Source organism: Halomonas sp. LC1, assembly GCF_030247125.1.
GTDB lineage: Bacteria > Pseudomonadota > Gammaproteobacteria > Pseudomonadales > Halomonadaceae > Vreelandella.
This window is the reverse complement of record NZ_JASSPG010000002.1, coordinates 491,877-506,892: the sequence shown is the minus strand read 5'-3', so window position 1 is coordinate 506,892 and position 15,016 is coordinate 491,877. Positions and strand designations below refer to the sequence as shown.

Here is a 15,016-nt window from a genome sequence, read left to right as displayed (position 1 = left end):
CCTGCAGCGTCAGATCAGCGGGCTTTCATCCCCCTTTCCACCCAGCGATAAAATGCGCTTGGCCAACGCAATCATCTCCGGGTCGCCGGTGTTCTTAGTGGGCACATCGGACAGCTTCACCACTGGCAGCCAGCCCTGCCCTTCGGGGCGGGCCTCGACCATTTTGATCACCATGTTCATGGGCGCCACGCCAATATCGTTGGTGAAGTTGGTGCCAATGCCGAAGGCCATACCAATTCGCCCTTGGCAGAAGGCGCGGATGCGCTCCACTTTTTCAGGCGTGAGGGCATCGGAGAAGATGATGGTTTTGCTCAGCGGGTTAATACCCAGGCGCTGGTAGTGGGCAATGGTGGCATCGGCAAACTCAATCGGGTCGCCGCTATCGTGGCGCACCCCATCGAACAGCTTGGCGAACTTCTTATCGAAGCTCTCGAAAAAGGCGCGGGTGGTAAACGTATCGGTCAGCGCGATGCCCAGATCTCCCCGGTACACGTCCACCCAGTGCTCCAGCGCCAAACTGTTGGCCATTTTGAAACCAAAGCGAGCGCCGTGGAACATAAACCACTCGTGGGCGTGGGTGCCGATGGGCTTCACCCCGTGTCGCATGGCCAGCAGCACGTTGCTGGTGCCGCTAAACGCCTCGCCGCCGTAGTGGCGCAGCGCTTTGACGACTCGGTCGTGCACCGCAAACGAGAAACGCCGACGGGTGCCAAACTCGGCAATCTTCAGCCCATGCTGGCGGTACAGCTCAATTTTCTCTCGCGTGCGCTGCTCGATGAGCGCTTCGTCATCTTCCGACACGCTCACGCCGCGCAGGTGGTACCAAAGCTCGCTAATCAGCGCCATCAGCGGCACTTCCCACAAAATAGTGCGGTACCACGGGCCTTCCATCACCACCGAGAGTTCGCTGCCCTGCTGCTCGATCGTCACTTCGCTGGGGTCGTAACGAAAGCCCGCCAGAAAATCGAGATAGGTGGGGTCTAGGTAAGGGCAGGTGGTTTGCAGGTAGCGCTTCTCTTCATCCGACAAGCGCAGCGTCGCCATGCGATCCACTTCACCGCGCAGCGCCTCACCAAAACCCTCAGGAAACGCATGCTCGCCGCGATTGATAAACGCGTAGCGGGCATGGGCATAGGGGAAGCGTTTAATCACGGCATTCTGCATCGTGATCTTGTAAAAATCGTTATCCAGAAGCGAGGTCAGCATGAGATCCCTTCACCAGCATCAACAGATCGCCAAGAGCGGCTAGCCCGCTAGATTACCAGTTGGCGACGATACCTCACAGCCTAACCCCTGTTTACTGTGGCTAGCAGGTGGGCGAGCGGCTATCTGCTATCGTGAGTAGAGTGCTACCATTTAAACACCGGTTTATCACTAGGAGCGGACTCCATGCGTCTTTCACAATCACAGCGCGAGCTTATTCTGTCAGGCGTCCGTGAGTTTGTAGGGCCTTCGGTGGCAGTGCATGTTTTCGGCTCGCGGCTAGATGATAGTAAGCGAGGCGGCGATGTCGATCTGCTGCTTATATCCCCCAACGCCATCCCGCTACTCGCCTGTGCTGAGCTCAAAATGGCGCTAGAACAACGCCTCCAGCTACCGCTCGATATCGTGACCTACGTCACAACAGCTGAACCTACTCCGTTTCAAGCCATTGCACTCGCCCAGTCACGGCCAATGACGCTTGAGGAAGCCGCATGAGCCAGGATGTACTTAGTGAACAGCAGCGCTATCTGGCGCAACTGCTTGAAGCCATTCAGCGCTGCGCTTGGTTTCTTCATCAATCACGCAAAAAAGTCACATGGCCTTTGGACGGTGATTGGTTAGCCGACCATAAAAAAGATGTCGACCTTTTTGAAACACTGGCCGCTATCAATGAGCGGTTTGCCAAGCTACAGGACTCTATTGCTTCTGCTATGCGGCACAGCGCTCTGTTGGCAGGTGAGTCTACTGACAGCTTTCTCAAAGTTCTTTCGCTGTTCGAAAAGCAGGGCGTCGTGGACGCTACCAGTGACTGGCAGCGCTGCCGCGCTATTCGCAATATTGCCGCTCATGATTACTCGACGCACTATGCACAAATAGCAGAGCACTTTAACTTGCTGAACGAACTTGCCGACGTTCTCCTTGTTACCTCAAAAAGACTAGTGACATGGAGTGCTGAACAATTGGGCATTTTTCCTGCCACCCAAGACTTCTCTAACGAATTCGACACCGTCTTTCAAACCAGCCTCTAACGCTGCTTTGCTCTTTTGCCCAGCTCTTGGCAACGCGATATAGTGCCGGTGCCTTTGGCTATCCGCCAAAGGCGCTTTGCTTTCCGCCTGCCGTGATGTTCGGAGAATGAGAATGAGCCAGCCCGCCCCGCTGAACCCGCTGACGCTGCCGCTTCACGGCAGCCGTTTGATTGAAGCCAGCGCGGGCACGGGGAAAACCTTCACCATTGCGCTGCTGTATGTGCGCTTGGTGCTGGGCGGGCAGCACAGTGAAGACGACACCGCCTTCGTACGCCCGCTCACCCCGCCGGAAATTCTGGTAGTCACGTTTACCAACGCCGCCACCCAAGAGCTGCGTGAACGTATCCGCCATCGGCTGGTGGAAGCAGCGTCGGTGTTTCGGCATCAGGGTGAAGACTCACTCCTTCTGGCGCTGCGCAGCCAATACCCCGAGGCCACGTGGCCCGCCTGCGCCCGCCGCTTAGAGCTGGCCGCCGAGTGGATGGACGAAGCCGCCGTTTCCACCATCCATAGCTGGTGCTACCGCATGTTGCGGGAGCACGCCTTCGATAGCGGCAGCCTGTTCTCGCTCAATTTGGAAAACGACCAGCAAGAGCTGGAGCAAGAGGTAGTGCGCGACTACTGGCGCACCTTCTACTACCCGCTGGACGCCGAAGCGCTGGGCAGCATTACCGGCTACTGGAAATCGCCGGATCAGCTCCACGGGCAGGTGCGCAAGCTGCTGGCCGAAAGCGAGGCCCTAGGCAGCCCCCGCCCCGCCCCCGAGCAAACCCTAAGCGCCGCCCAAGCCGAGCGCAGCGCACGCCTAGCCGAGCTGAAAGCCCCCTGGCCTGCGTGGCTGGATGACCTAGTGCCCGCACTAGAAGACGCCGCCAAGCGCAAAGCCTTCAAAGGCCAAAGCTTCAATGCCAAAAGCCGTGCCAATTGGCTAGGCGCACTGCGGGAGTGGTGCGACAGCGACGCCACCCGCCCCGCACTCACCGATGCCGCCTGGAAACGCCTCACCCCAGACGGCATGGCCGAGATATGGAAAGAGGGCGCGCCCCCTTGCCCCGCCGCCTGGAAAGCGCTGGCCGAGCTGCCCGCCGCGCTAAACGCCCTGCCCGAGCCGCGCAACGACCTGCTGATTCACGCCGTGCAGTGGTGCAAAGTGCGCCTGGAGCGGGAGCAGGAGCGACGCGCCGAAATGGGCCCCAACGACCTGCTCACCCACTTGGACCGCGCCCTGCAAGGCCCCAATAAAGAGGCCCTGGCCGCGCAAATATTGCGCCAGTTCCCCGTGGCGCTGATCGACGAGTTCCAGGACACCGACCCCATCCAGTACCGCATTTTCAACGCGGTGTATGAGGTCGCCAACCCCCGCCGAGACGCCGCCATGCTGCTGATCGGCGACCCCAAGCAGGCCATTTACGCCTTTCGCGGCGCGGATATCTTCACCTACTTAAAAGCCCGCGAAGACACCGCAGGCCGCCACGTGACGCTGGGCACCAACTACCGCTCCAGCCGCGCCATGGTAGAGGCGGTGAACCACTGCTTCCGCTACGCCGATGAGCACCCCGCCGGGGCATTTCTGTTCCGCGAAGAAGGCGGCGACAACCCGCTGCCGTTTCTGCCGGTAGACGCCAAAGGCCGAAGCGAACAGCTCGTTCACCAGGGCCAACCGCTGCCCGCCATGACGCTCTGGCCGCTGGCCGCCGACGAGCCGCTATCCAAAACCGCCTACCAAACCGAGATGGCCGAACGCTGCGCCTCTTTCATGGCGGAACTGCTCAGCGCAGGCCAACAAGGCGAGAGCGGCTTTCAAACCGACGACGCGCTCACCCCGCTCAAACCTTCCGATATGGCGGTACTGGTAAACGGCCTGCAGGAAGCCCGCGCCATTCGCCTAGCGCTGGCTAGCCGTGGGGTGAAGAGCGTGTATCTTTCGGATCACGACAAGGTATTCAGCTCGCCCATGGCCGCCCAGGTAGAGCGCTGGCTGCGCGCCTGCGCCGAGCCGCTAGCCAGCTCCCGACAAGCCGAAGCGCACCTGCGCGCCGCGCTGGCCACGCCGGTACTGGGGCTAAGCCTGGCAGAGCTGGACCACCTGCAGCAAAACGAGCTGGCCTGGGAAGAGCGGGTAGAGCAGTTCAGCCGCTACCACCGCCTGTGGCAGCGCCAGGGTGTGCTGCCACTGGTGCGCCGCATGATGGTGGATTTTGATATTCCCGCCCGCCTGCTAGCGGAGTTTGAAGAGGGTGAGCGCTTGCTTACCGACCTGCTGCACCTGGGTGAACTGCTGCAGCAGGCCAGCGCCGAACTGGACGGCGAGCACGCGCTGATTCGCTTTCTGTTTGACGCCATTGCCGACCCAGAAAGCCACGGCGACAGCCACAAGCTGCGCCTGGAGAGCGACGCGGATTTGGTCAAGGTGGTCACCATCCACAAATCCAAAGGGCTGGAGTACCCGCTGGTGTTCCTGCCCTTCATCGCCAACCACCGCCCGGTCAAAGCCGAAGACATACCGCTGCGCTGGCACGATGGCGAAGGCAACCTACAGCTCAGCCTAGAAGCGGATGACGCGATACTCGCCACCGCCGACCGCGAACGGCTGGGGGAAGACCTGCGCAAACTCTACGTCGCGCTTACCCGCGCCCGCCACGCCACCTGGCTGGGGCTGGCCCCGCTGAAAGGCCTGGAGAACAGCGCGATGGGCTACCTGCTAAAAGGCGGCAATGCCCTTTCACCGGAGGCGCTGAATAAAGCGCTCGACGAACTGGTGGAAGGCAAAGGCAGCGAGATACAGATTCACCAACCACCCGCGCCCACCGCAGAGCGCGTGGCCCAAGTGGAGCAAAGCAGTGCGCTGGGCCACGCCCGCACGCCCACGCGCCCCGCCAAAGAGCACTGGTGGATTGCCAGCTACTCCGCGCTGCGGCTTTCCGGCACGCTGACCGCTCCAGTGCTGCCACCGCTGGAACCCACCACCGCCCAAGAAGCCACCGCCTTTGAAGTGCTGGATGAACCTCGGGATCTTTCTGAGCCGGAAGCGTATCACCTGCACAAATTCCCCCGTGGCCCCGGCCCCGGCACCTTTCTGCACGGGCTGCTGGAGTGGGCGGGCAAGCAAGGCTTCGATACCGCCGCCAACGATATGGACGCCCTCAACGACATGCTGTGGCGGCGGGTGCAGCTACGCGGCTGGCAGGCGTGGCAAGAACCGCTGGCAGGCTGGCTAAGCGCCCTGCTCACCACGCCGCTACCGCTGGCCGCGCCCACCCCGCAAAGCGTGGCGCTGAATGAGTTAGAAAGCTATCAGGTAGAGCTTGAGTTCTGGTTCGCCGCCAAGCGGGTGAACACCCAAGCCATTGATGCGCTGGTGAGCAAGCACTTACTGCCAGGAGTAGAGCGCCCCGCGCTGGATGCCGACACCCTGAACGGCATGCTGAAAGGCTTTATCGACTTGGCCTTCGAGCACCAGGGGCGCTTTTACGTGCTGGACTGGAAATCGAACTACCTAGGCCCCAACGACAGCGCCTACGAACCCGAGGCCCTGCGCCACGCGCTGCTGGCCAAACGCTACGACCTGCAGGCCGCGCTCTACTTACTCGCCATGCACCGGCTTTTAAAAGCGCGCCTGCCGGATTATGACCCGCACCAGCACCTGGGCGGTTCGATGACGGTATTTCTACGCGGCAGCCGCAGCCCTGGGCGCGGCGTAGTGGGCGAACCCGCACCGGTTGAACTCATCGAAGCCCTGGATAGCCTGTTTGCAGGCGAGCCACACGCCACCCAGCAGGAGGCCACGGCATGAGCCGCCAGCACGACACCCACACCTTCGATATGTTCGGCGATGCCGCCAGCGCCCACCCGGCACTCGGCAGCCCCCCGGAACTGCTGGCCCTGTGCGAACGCTGGGTAGCGCGAGGCTGGCTGCGGGATTTAGACCGCGCCCTGGTGCGCTTTCTCGCCAGTGAAGCCCCGGACGCCCCCACGCTGCTGCTACTGGCGGCAGCACTTGCCAGCCACCAGCTAGGCCGCGGCCACGTATGCCTGGATATTAACGCCACGCTCAACGCGCCGGATTTCGCCCTTTCGCTACCACCCGAAGGGGACGACCTCACCGACCCACCGCCGCTGCCCAGCGACGTGCTGGCCACGCTCACGCTCAGCGAATGGCAAGCCGCCTTGCACCACCCGCTGCTCACCAGCGAAGGCCCCGGCAACACGCCGCTGGTCGTAGTGACCACTCACTCAGCCAGCGGCACTCCCAGCACGCGGCTCTACCTGCGCCGCTACTGGCAGTACGAGCAAAGCCTGCACCAACACATCGCCGCCCGCCTGGAAACCACCAGCACCGGCTCAGAAAGCACGGGCACAGAAGGCCAAAGTGGGAGGCCAATTCATTGGGCGATGGGTGACGCCAGTCACCCTGGGTTACTCCCCCAAGCTCTGAACATACTGTTCAAGGAAAGCAACGGCCTAGACTGGCAAAAAACCGCCTGCGCCCTGGCCGCCCGCAGCCGCTTCGGCATTATTACCGGCGGCCCCGGCACCGGCAAAACCACCACCGTGGTACGCCTGCTCGCCCTGCTGCAAACCCTGCAACTGGCCCAGCACCCCAGCCAGCCGCTGCGCATCCGCCTAGCCGCCCCCACCGGCAAAGCCGCCGCCCGCTTGAACGAATCCATCGCCGGGCAGGTGAATGCGTTACCGCTCGCTGAGTTGGCAACGCTACTCAGTGAACACTCACCTGCGGTAACAGCCAGCGAGATCGCGATTCCCACGGAAGTCACCACCCTCCACCGCCTGCTCGGCGCACGCCCCGACACCCGCCACTTCCGGCACAGCGCCGCCAACCCGCTGGCGCTGGATGTGCTGGTGATCGACGAAGCCTCGATGGTGGATATCGAAATGATGGCCGCCACTCTCAGCGCCCTGCCCGCCCACGCCCAGTGCATTCTGCTGGGGGATAAAGACCAGCTCGCCTCGGTAGAGGCAGGCTCGGTACTCGGCGACCTATGCCGCCGCGCCGATGCCGCCCACTACACCCCGGCCACCGCCGACTGGCTAGCCCAGGCCACCGGCCAGCCGCTGCCAGCCGAGTTCATCGACCCCGCAGGCCAACCGCTCGACCAAGCCATTACCATGTTGCGGGTTAGCCACCGCTTCAATGAACACAGCGGCATCGGCCAGCTAGCCAAAGCCATTAACCAGCCGGGCCATGCGCAAAGCGAGCGGGAAAAACAGCAGGCGATAAGCGCCGTGCTGCGCCACGGCTACCCGGATATTCACCATTTGGTGATGAGTGACGACGCGGCGCTGGATAAGCTGGTGATTCACGGCAGCCCCAACGGCTTTGCGGGCAACGGCGAAGGCCGCACCGACCACGAAGGCCAGCCTATCGCCCCGCCCACCGGCTACCGCCACTACCTCAACGTGCTGCAAGCCCAGCGCCCACGGGGGGAGTCGTTCGAGGAGAACCAAGCCGCCTATAACACCTGGGCCAGCGAGGTGCTCAGCGCCTATAGCCACTTCCAACTGCTGTGCGCGCTGCGCAAAGGCCCCTGGGGGGTTGAAGGGTTAAACCAACGCATCGCCAGCACATTGCGCCGCGAAAAGCTGCTATACGGCAGCGATTACACGTTGGAGAAAGGCTGGTATGAAGGCCGCCCGGTACTGATGACCCAAAACGACTACGGCCTGAAACTGATGAACGGCGATATCGGCATCACCCTGGCCGTGCCCGACCCGCGCAACCCACAGCAGAAGCTATTAAGAGTCGCATTCCCCACTAGCGACACCGACAAGCCCATCCGCTGGGTGATGCCTTCTCGCCTGCACGCGGTGGAAACCGTGTTTGCGATGACGGTACACAAATCCCAAGGCTCCGAGTTCTTGCACACCGCCCTACTGCTGCCGCCCACCCTGAATCCCATTCTGACCCGCGAGCTGGTATACACCGGCATCACCCGCGCCCGCGAATGGCTCACGGTGGTGGAAGCCAAGCGCAGGGTGTTGAATGAGGCGGTGGTGAGGGAGGTGGTTAGGGTTAGTGGGGTTAGATGAGCATGTGAGCAACACCTATATTTAGAGTATTAATAGTGTCGTTTTCTACCAGGGACAGACTTTTAGACGTATCTGATGATACATAGAGACGATCTTGTCGGTTGCACTGCCATTTATACAGATCGACTCACTCCATTAGGGTCTAAGAGGTTGTTGCACCACAAGCAAACCTTGCTTCTATTCATAAATTGACTGCCATGCTCACGAAAATACTAACGTTCTGCGATCAACCACTATTCATGCCTCCTAAGAAAAAAATTATATAGAAAATTCCATAGAGTTTTTGTAAAACATAAGATAATATTTTCACAACTAATTTTATTTTGAGAGATAGAGGCTATGGATATTGTTCTTGGCGATCACCTTTACGTATCAAAATCAGGATACCATCATCACGGGATATATTCAGGATTCGGCAAGGTAATTCACTACAGCGGCTTTTCAGAAAAATTTAAAAAGGGGAAAATAAGCGAGATACCATTATTGGATTTCTTGAATGGCGATGACGTCATCATTGCTCAGTACGCAGAAAACGAAAGAAAATATTCAAGAAATGAATCTGTACAAAGAGCTAATTTACGCCTTGGAGAAGATGAATACTGCCTATTTTCTAATAATTGTGAACACTTTGTAGTATGGTGTATAACAGGAGAAGCAAAAAGCAAGCAGATTAGTTCAGTGAAAAAGTTTTCTGCAGCAATGGCTTTAAGATATGCTGGCATGGGCGGAGCCGCTGCGTTAATAGGTGGGCCAGCTTTAACAGCAGCAAGTATAGGGCTTGTTGGATATGCAGGGAAGAAAGCATTTGACTTTTTTAGAAACAAGTAAAACTAGACACGGATGGCTTAGTATAATTAAACCATTTCTTTTCGTAAAAACTGTTACGAAATTTTATTAATTGAAATAGCCTCGCCAAGGATCTATGGAGAGGCAAGCAGTTTTCATAAAGAAAATGCTCTTATTTTTATACTGTTGGTAACAGCCAGGAGGCTAATTTTAGCCTCCTCAAATATAATATGCTAAAGCAAACGGTGTAGGAGCGTCGTATTTGACATGTTTTCAAGGGGTCTTTCGAAGATGATCTAAGTATGGGCTGCACAAATTAATGAACGTTGATTTCCAACCTTCAGGCAAATCAACAAATGCATCCCCCCAATGATTCTGTATATGTAGATGAGCCTTATAAGGCTTTTCACTACTCGGAGCTTCATACCCCAGCAAATCTTCGATACACTCCTCGATCATAATCCTTCGGTCATTTCCAGTTTGAGCTAATATTGGAGCATTCATCGCTTCTGCTCGCTCTGTTCCTGCGTCGCGATCGTGCATGAAAATATAGTTTACATCTAGTGCATTCAAATATTTTGCGATTGATATAAGCACTGCCTTTCCTCTAGCCCTGAGAAACTCACAGTTGCCTATAACTTTTGATTTATCCTCATGAGACAGTCTTTTAATAGTCTCGCGCACGACAACTTCTTCTGTATCACCTTCAATAAAAATACACTTTTTCGAGAAGAACATTCTTGATATATAGTCATCAACCTTTAAGAGCATTTTTAAGTTTTGCTTTTCATCTCCAGCAAGCGTAACGAAGGCCTCTTCGAGATTGAAAGAAGTTGCTGTTGAAAAATTGTCTTCAGTAAAACTAAACTTAGTGAGACTCATACTCTTTTCTGACCCAAGATCAACCATATACGGCGAATGAGTAGTCGCTATAATCTGACAATTTGGACCAGCCAAGTCATATAATGAGTCCCGCATTTGGCTTGCAGCCGAAGGGTGCAAATATATTTCAGGCTCCTCAAAACAGAATATAGTTGTCCGAGTGCTATCAGTATTTCTATTTATGAAATCTTGCACAAATCTTAGCAATTGGAATGCTGTTGCCCTGATCATTCCATGACCTTGATAGTCAACGGAGGTTTTCACGTTACTCTCCATTTCCACTTTAAATTGGGGTTTAATAGATTTTTCTGGTACGTCGAGCGTCGCGCTAACGTGTACAGACGAATCAGGAAAAAGAGTATCTACCATTCCATTAAGGTCGCGAATTAGCTTCCCAAAATCCGTTTCTTCATCGTTTGGGTTAAGCTCTGATGCTAGAGCATTAAGAAATGTCTGTGCTTGAGCATAATTTTCGGAGTTGCTTCTAACAGTATCAAATAGCCCTCCCAGCAGGTTAAACAATGCTCCACCAGAACTTGTCAGCTCTGAAATACACGATTCTGCTGGTATTACGACGATAATAGGAAGTTTAGATAAGACATTGCCGGGGATACCACCTGGATTCTCTACCCAAGTAGGTTCTTCGTCCAATTGAACATCCCAGCATTCTGGCAAATCTAATAGTTTTTGTTTTGTTGCTGCAACAGTAAGGCTTTTCTCAAAATTAGCTTCGCCAAAATGATCTTTTAGAAACACTTCCGAGTAATGCCTTCCTACAAGATCCGACACTTTATTACAATCATCATATATTGCACTTCTTTTTCTCGGATATTCCTTCATAAATATTTTTGGCTTACTTTGATTGAGAGACCAAACTTTTTTATAAATAATAGAGTTACCCGTCTCTCCTTCAAGTTGTTCTTTTGAGGATAACACTCGGCCTTTAAACCCCAACCAGCCATTAGCTTCATTCGGCAAGTTATAATATTCTGCTATAACTTCAACGTCTTCTTCGTAAGTATAACTCTCTTCGTCTTCGTTATACCTTTTTGAATAATCCTCTCTATCCAAATTCGAATTTTTGTGAAAATGTTCCAACGCAGAAAACACGCTGGACTTTCCAGCGTTATTGGGACCGATAAGAAAGGTGGTGTCTCTAAATTTGATGTGGCAATTCTTGAGCTTTCTAAAGTTTTTTATTTGTATCTCATGGAGTCTCATAAAAGAATTCCTATTTGTCTTTTGGGCACCCATCCCCTCAACGCCCGCATTTTCGGCTAATTTAGAGCTCAGCGATCAACCCGTTCAGCAACATGAGCTTGCTTTGCATTTTAAGAGCTTTCCTTTGCCTTTTTATTACGCTGATCTATACCATCAAGCTTGGACTCTGGAAGCTTGTTATACATGGCTTCAACCTGTTTCGGATGTGTAATCATTTGCTCAGCAATTAGATTTATAACACTGAAAAGTTGCAAGGCCGTATCGCGATCATCATCAAGATTAATCTCACCGGGATGAACGGCCTCATTTCCAATAACTCGAACAACGTCAAGAGCTTTTTGGACTAAAGGGTTGAGGCCCTTTGATACCAAGCTTGCGATATCACGATTAATATCCTTTCCGCCTTCCCCAAGTTCTTTACAAAGATACTGAATGCTCAACCGTAAAAGTGCAGCAGCGCCTTTTGGTGATGAGCTAACAATTTCTCTTGCCTCTTCGAATAGTTTAATTATGTGTGGTGGTAGGTCTTGATTCGGTATAATCACTAATTTAGTACTTGGATATACTATTTGATCATACACCCAAATAGTAATTTCTTTACAGTTATAGCATTCTGAAATATTCACATTTTGGATATGACTCTGCAAATACTCACTTTGGCCTTGTATTTCAGAAAATGGCTTTCCCGCGCACATTTTTTCAATCCACTCTACAAGCATTTTTTTAACGTCTGGCTCAATCTTAGGATCGTTCTCCCATTCAATTTTTTCACTGATATTTGGGATGATAGGGGTGCGCCCATTTTCTTTGTATGGCTTCGAGTACAAAGAAGACCAATACTGAGTTGTATATGCATCACAGTGGGGGCAGCAAAAAGCTGTCTTTTTAATTGACGGTATACCCTTTGTATCTTCAGTCATATTATCCCTTCTTGGACACACAATAATGATTATACTTCGCTCTACATCACCTGAATGAATTCGACAGCACTTCATTCATGCTATGCCGCCTGTAATTCACAACCCATTGAAAATAAAATAAATTAAGTGCAAAAACATAAAATAGATTATCGTGCAAGTTGTACATACTGTTTAATTAACTTGCGCTTTCTGCCGGCATGTTCGCTTTGGATCGAAAAGGGTCACTCAACCACTTCTTCATAAAACGCCACCCTATCCGCAATAGCTTCCATCCCCTCAACCGGCTCCTCATAACTCCAAGCAATATCCCGTCGCCCACCCAGCGAAAAATACACCGTATGCCCTTTAAACGGGCAGTAAGTGGTCGTTTCTGAAACGGTGAGTAAGTCCATTCGCACGTCTTCACGTGGGAAGTAGTGGCGCGGCGGGTAGCCGTGTTCGCGGAGTTCAAGCGTATTGGTGGAGTCGGCTAGCAGAATGCCATCCACCTGCACTTGCATGCGCTGCTTGCTGGGGTGAAGCGTTATGCGGGCATTCTGCATTTTGTTGTCCCTGCGACATTATTTACTCTAATGCTTTGAGACTAGCAGTTAATCTAGGTTAAGCCTACCTTGCCGGATTAGTTTTTAGCCGACAACTAATACTTAGCTATGTAAGTTAGTCATCACTTCCACGCTACCACTTATGCCACCGTTGTGAATGCGGCACATCACTAAGCTGGGCTGCGTGCCGTTGGCTTTCACGGTTAACTCCCCTGCTGTAGTCCAGCCGCCGCTATTGCCGCAGGTTTCCCAGCCGCCCGTGGTGGAAACGTGGTTGGCGAGCAGTACCGGCTGTTGGTGGCGCTTTGCGATGGTGGCGAGCAGCTCGGCATCTTTTGCATAGCCATCTGGGGAGATCAGCGCGCTGGCGAGATATACGTCAGCCTGTTTGGCAGCGGCGGTAGCGGCGTGGCTTTTGTGGGTGAAGTCGGCGCAAACGGCCAGGGCGATGCGGGTGCCGTTAACGTTGATGAGGCCGCTCTCACAGCCGGGGGCACAGTCAACCTCTTCCCCTTCGTGAAGGTGTTGTTTTAGGTAGAAGGTGTGTTCGCCGTTGGGGAAGCAGATCACCGCTGCGATGTGGGGTTTGCCGTTGGGGTTGTGCAGCGGGCAGCCTGCCATTACCACCGTGTTATTGGCTGCGGCAGCGGCGGTGAGGGCGGCAAAGGTGGCATCGTCGCGGGGCATGGCCAGTTGGCTGAGTAGCGCCATCTCGTAACCGGTGAGCGAGAGTTCGGGAAAAGCCACCACGTTGGCCCCCAGCGCGGCGGCGCGTTCTATGTAGGCCAAGTGTGTTTTGAGGTTGTCGTCTACCGCTGCTTTGATAACAGGCAATTGGGCGAGTGCAATGGTGATGGGGGCTGGTGTGGTAGCTGTCATTTTTTCCACTTAGCTGGCTGCGTGCAGGCACAGTCGCGGGCTAAAGCCACCTCCCACTGCTGGCTCAATCTCGGGGCCGATTCATTTGCGGGCTAATAGTGATAGCGGCAAGAAATGACAGTGATCGCGTGGTGATCGACTGCATAAACAAGCCGATGAGTATCGTCTGTACGTCGAGACCAAAAGCCCGCTAGGTTTTCTTTTAAGGGCTCTGGCTTGCCGATTCCCTTAAAGGGGGAGTGTTTTACATCGTTTATCAGCTTATTAATGCGCTTAAGGGTTTTCTTATCCTGCGCTTGCCAATAGACGTAGTCGTTCCAAGATTCATCTGTCCAACACAACAGTCGCTGACTACTCATCCATTAACTCGCGTGCGCTTGTTTGGCCAGCACGATATTGCGCTATTGAGCGGTTAAGGTGTTCAGCATTATTAGGCGAACGAAGCAGGTGCACTGTTTCCATTAGGCTATTGTAATAATCCAGCGACATCACCACGGCATCTTCAGCATCCCTGCGCGTGATCACGGTGGTATCCGCATCATTAACGACGCCATCCAGCACAGCTTTCAAGCCATTCCTCGCTTCTGTAAAAGACACGATTTTCATACACACCTCACATGTACTATTTAGAGTACAAGTCTAGCCGTTGCCCGGAAACCTGTACAGTTAATGAGACAGAACGACCGCTTCAAGCCTTTTTCACAAACTGTGCGGTTACCATCATGTCGCCTGCGCCGTCGACTTTGCAGTCTAGCTGGTGGTCTTTGCCCTCTTTTAGCCGTTTGATGACGGCTTTGGTGCCGATCTTGAGCACTTGGGAGCTGCCTTTGACCTTGAGGTCTTTGATCAACGTAACCTTGTCGCCTTCGGCAAGCGGCGTGCCGTTAGCATCCGCCACGTTAACGGCCTCTTCGGCGGCGGCTTCTTCAGGGTTCCATTCGTGGGCGCATTCGGGGCAGATAAACAGGCGTTGATCCTGATAAACGAATTCCGACTGGCAGCGGGGACATGGCGGGCAAGACATAAGCAGTGGCTTCTGTGATGAATGAGCGGGTGATGATACTGAGCCAGGGCGGCCTTGGCGACTGGTGAGCGCCCTTGGCAGTACCGCCGTGGGCGCTGGCGTGGCTCAGGCGCTGGCGTCGTCCGCGTGTTCGCTGGGGTGAAACGCTTCTTTCTGCTCGGCCCATTTCAGCAGGGCATCCAGCGCAGGGCAGAGCGCTTGGCCCCACTCGGTTAGGCGGTACTCCACTTTGGGCGGCACTTGCGGGTACACCTTGCGCGCCACGATGCCGTCGGCTTCCAGTTGCCGTAGCTGCTGGGCGAGCATCTTTTGCGAGATGCCGGGGATCAGCTTTTCAAAATCGGAATAGCGCTGCACGTTACCGTCGAAGAGGTGGAAGAGAATAATCAGCTTCCAGCGCCCTTCCAGCATTTTTAATACATCTTCCACTCCGCTGGCCGCGCTAGTGGGCGTGTAAATCCTTCTCATGGGTAAGCCACTTAC

14 protein-coding genes are annotated in these 15,016 nt (G+C 54.5%); 5 read left to right on the top strand and 9 right to left on the bottom strand.

What is annotated here, in order from left to right:
* Nucleotides 1–9: 9 nt before the first annotated feature.
* Nucleotides 10–1,206: a nicotinate phosphoribosyltransferase gene (pncB, locus tag QIT27_RS05240; RefSeq protein ID WP_285263112.1), complete on the bottom strand. Its 1,197-nt coding sequence runs from the start codon at nucleotides 1,204–1,206 to the stop codon at nucleotides 10–12.
* Between the two features lie 183 nt (nucleotides 1,207–1,389).
* Between pncB and QIT27_RS05235 the strand changes: the two genes are divergently transcribed.
* The 5 genes from QIT27_RS05235 to QIT27_RS05215 all read left to right on the top strand — a co-directional run bounded on the left by QIT27_RS05235 (nucleotide 1,390) and on the right by QIT27_RS05215 (nucleotide 9,107).
* The gene (locus QIT27_RS05235) at nucleotides 1,390–1,698 is read left to right on the top strand and encodes a nucleotidyltransferase domain-containing protein (RefSeq protein WP_159342801.1); all 309 of its coding nucleotides are present in this window, start codon (nucleotides 1,390–1,392) and stop codon (nucleotides 1,696–1,698) included.
* On the top strand, nucleotides 1,695–2,231 hold the full coding sequence (locus QIT27_RS05230; RefSeq protein WP_054641496.1) for a hypothetical protein: 537 nt from the start codon (nucleotides 1,695–1,697) through the stop codon (nucleotides 2,229–2,231). The genes QIT27_RS05235 and QIT27_RS05230 overlap by 4 nt, the downstream gene beginning before the upstream one ends.
* 112 nt (nucleotides 2,232–2,343) lie before the next feature.
* A complete protein-coding gene (recB, locus tag QIT27_RS05225; RefSeq protein ID WP_285263111.1) occupies nucleotides 2,344–6,024 on the top strand; it encodes an exodeoxyribonuclease V subunit beta in 3,681 nt (1,226 codons plus the stop codon).
* The gene (gene recD, locus QIT27_RS05220; RefSeq protein ID WP_285263110.1) at nucleotides 6,021–8,279 is read left to right on the top strand and encodes an exodeoxyribonuclease V subunit alpha; all 2,259 of its coding nucleotides are present in this window, start codon (nucleotides 6,021–6,023) and stop codon (nucleotides 8,277–8,279) included. Before recB ends, recD begins: the two co-directional genes overlap by 4 nt.
* Nucleotides 8,280–8,618: 339 nt before the next feature.
* Nucleotides 8,619–9,107 carry a lecithin retinol acyltransferase family protein gene (locus tag QIT27_RS05215; RefSeq protein ID WP_285263109.1) on the top strand — a complete coding sequence of 163 codons (489 nt, stop codon included), beginning with the start codon at nucleotides 8,619–8,621 and terminating at the stop codon, nucleotides 9,105–9,107.
* 231 nt (nucleotides 9,108–9,338) lie between these two features.
* On the opposite strand, the gene QIT27_RS05210 is transcribed toward QIT27_RS05215, so the two are convergent.
* From QIT27_RS05210 to QIT27_RS05175, 8 genes are all read right to left on the bottom strand, one after another.
* Nucleotides 9,339–11,168 (bottom strand): ATP-dependent nuclease, encoded by a 1,830-nt coding sequence (locus QIT27_RS05210; protein WP_285263108.1) that lies wholly within the window; start codon nucleotides 11,166–11,168, stop codon nucleotides 9,339–9,341.
* Between the two features lie 110 nt (nucleotides 11,169–11,278).
* Nucleotides 11,279–12,088 (bottom strand): DUF4145 domain-containing protein, encoded by an 810-nt coding sequence (locus QIT27_RS05205; RefSeq protein WP_285263107.1) that lies wholly within the window; start codon nucleotides 12,086–12,088, stop codon nucleotides 11,279–11,281.
* A 221-nt stretch (nucleotides 12,089–12,309) separates the two neighbouring features.
* Entirely contained in the window at nucleotides 12,310–12,630 is a 321-nt protein-coding gene (locus QIT27_RS05200; protein WP_285263106.1) for a DUF427 domain-containing protein, read from the bottom strand.
* Nucleotides 12,631–12,732: 102 nt separating this feature from the next.
* Nucleotides 12,733–13,509, bottom strand: coding sequence for a carbon-nitrogen hydrolase family protein (locus QIT27_RS05195; protein ID WP_285263105.1), 777 nt, complete (start codon nucleotides 13,507–13,509; stop codon nucleotides 12,733–12,735).
* A 92-nt stretch (nucleotides 13,510–13,601) separates the two neighbouring features.
* Nucleotides 13,602–13,868 carry a Txe/YoeB family addiction module toxin gene (locus tag QIT27_RS05190; RefSeq protein WP_285263104.1) on the bottom strand — a complete coding sequence of 89 codons (267 nt, stop codon included), beginning with the start codon at nucleotides 13,866–13,868 and terminating at the stop codon, nucleotides 13,602–13,604.
* Complete coding sequence (locus QIT27_RS05185; RefSeq protein ID WP_062360219.1) at nucleotides 13,861–14,115, bottom strand: type II toxin-antitoxin system Phd/YefM family antitoxin; 255 nt, start codon at nucleotides 14,113–14,115, stop codon at nucleotides 13,861–13,863. Before QIT27_RS05185 ends, QIT27_RS05190 begins: the two co-directional genes overlap by 8 nt.
* A gap of 82 nt (nucleotides 14,116–14,197) precedes the next feature.
* Nucleotides 14,198–14,533, bottom strand: coding sequence for a zinc ribbon domain-containing protein YjdM (locus QIT27_RS05180; RefSeq protein ID WP_009100498.1), 336 nt, complete (start codon nucleotides 14,531–14,533; stop codon nucleotides 14,198–14,200).
* Between the two features lie 105 nt (nucleotides 14,534–14,638).
* Nucleotides 14,639–15,001: a winged helix-turn-helix transcriptional regulator gene (locus QIT27_RS05175; protein WP_153842707.1), complete on the bottom strand. Its 363-nt coding sequence runs from the start codon at nucleotides 14,999–15,001 to the stop codon at nucleotides 14,639–14,641.
* Nucleotides 15,002–15,016: the final 15 nt, after the last annotated feature.

Coding starts and splice junctions, on each gene's coding strand:
- QIT27_RS05190 (WP_285263104.1), bottom strand. CDS start 13,868: ATGAGTAGTCAGCGACTGTTGTGTTGGACAGATGAATCTTGGAACGAC.
- QIT27_RS05235 (WP_159342801.1), top strand. CDS start 1,390: ATGCGTCTTTCACAATCACAGCGCGAGCTTATTCTGTCAGGCGTCCGT.
- QIT27_RS05200 (WP_285263106.1), bottom strand. CDS start 12,630: ATGCAGAATGCCCGCATAACGCTTCACCCCAGCAAGCAGCGCATGCAA.
- QIT27_RS05215 (WP_285263109.1), top strand. CDS start 8,619: ATGGATATTGTTCTTGGCGATCACCTTTACGTATCAAAATCAGGATAC.
- QIT27_RS05205 (WP_285263107.1), bottom strand. CDS start 12,088: ATGACTGAAGATACAAAGGGTATACCGTCAATTAAAAAGACAGCTTTT.
- QIT27_RS05180 (WP_009100498.1), bottom strand. CDS start 14,533: ATGTCTTGCCCGCCATGTCCCCGCTGCCAGTCGGAATTCGTTTATCAG.
- QIT27_RS05185 (WP_062360219.1), bottom strand. CDS start 14,115: ATGAAAATCGTGTCTTTTACAGAAGCGAGGAATGGCTTGAAAGCTGTG.
- recD (WP_285263110.1), top strand. CDS start 6,021: ATGAGCCGCCAGCACGACACCCACACCTTCGATATGTTCGGCGATGCC.
- pncB (WP_285263112.1), bottom strand. CDS start 1,206: ATGCTGACCTCGCTTCTGGATAACGATTTTTACAAGATCACGATGCAG.
- QIT27_RS05210 (WP_285263108.1), bottom strand. CDS start 11,168: ATGAGACTCCATGAGATACAAATAAAAAACTTTAGAAAGCTCAAGAAT.
- QIT27_RS05230 (WP_054641496.1), top strand. CDS start 1,695: ATGAGCCAGGATGTACTTAGTGAACAGCAGCGCTATCTGGCGCAACTG.
- QIT27_RS05195 (WP_285263105.1), bottom strand. CDS start 13,509: ATGACAGCTACCACACCAGCCCCCATCACCATTGCACTCGCCCAATTG.
- QIT27_RS05175 (WP_153842707.1), bottom strand. CDS start 15,001: ATGAGAAGGATTTACACGCCCACTAGCGCGGCCAGCGGAGTGGAAGAT.
- recB (WP_285263111.1), top strand. CDS start 2,344: ATGAGCCAGCCCGCCCCGCTGAACCCGCTGACGCTGCCGCTTCACGGC.